Source organism: Mycobacterium sp. UM_11, assembly GCF_001414075.1.
Lineage (GTDB): Bacteria > Actinomycetota > Actinomycetes > Mycobacteriales > Mycobacteriaceae > Mycobacterium.
On the sequence record NZ_LATC01000223.1, the window covers coordinates 1 to 929 of the forward strand.

Annotated in this window: 1 protein-coding gene; it reads right to left on the reverse strand. The window is 69.6% G+C overall.

What is annotated here, in order from left to right; all coding sequences use genetic code 11:
- A partial coding sequence (locus tag WU80_RS24750) for a condensation domain-containing protein (protein WP_231633911.1) occupies positions 1 to 929 on the reverse strand: 929 nt, incomplete at both ends.

Here is a 929-nt window from a genome sequence, read left to right on the forward strand (position 1 = left end):
CCGGCCACCTCCGTGGGCCGTCCCGACACCGCGGTGCCGAACACGACGTCGCGCTGGCCGGTCATGCCCATCAGCAGCTGCGCCCAGGCGGCCTGCAGCACAGTGTTGACGGTGGTGTGATTCGAGCGCGCCAGCTCGTTCAACGCCGAGGTGGCCTGCGCCGATATGTCGAACGCCCGAGTGGCTTTGGGCCCGGGCTTGATTCGGGTTGGCGGGCCGACCAGGGTCGGGGCGTCGAGGCCGGCGAGTGCCTGGCACCAGGCGGTGCGGGCGGCGTCGACGTCGCGTTCGGCCAGCCAGGTGACGAAGCGGCGGTATGGCGTCGGGGCGGGCAGCGGCCGGCCCTGGTAGGCGGCGAAGATCTCTTGCAGCAGGATCGGCAGTGACCAGCCGTCCAGCACGATGTGATGGAACGTCAACAGGATTCGGTGCCGGTCCTCGGCGGTGCGGATCAGCGCCACCCGGAAGACCGGCTCCTCGGCGAGCTCGCACACGCTCGCCCTTTCGGCGGCCCTGACGCGCTGGATCGGCTCCTCGGAGTCGAGCGTTTCGTATCGCCAGGCCGCCGAGGGGTTGGCCAAGACGATCTGCACCGGCTGGTCGAATCGTGGGCAGAACCGGGCGGCCAGGTTGGGGTGGCGCCTGACGACGGTCTGCACGGCGTCGTGCAGTCGTGCGGGGTCGAGTGGACCGTCGACGGTGATGTCGAGTTGCATCGCATACAGGTCGCCGAGGCCGTGAGCGGTGCGCGCGTGAAAGAGCAATCCCTCCTGGAGCGGGGTGAGCGGCAGGATGTCGGCGAGCTCGTATTGCTGTTGTAGTTGGTCGATTTGGTCCTGGGTGAGCCGGGCGGGGGCGATGTCGGAGGGGGTCAGGCCGCCGCCGCCGTGTTGGACGTGGGCGCAGATCCCGCCCAGCGCGTCGAAGAA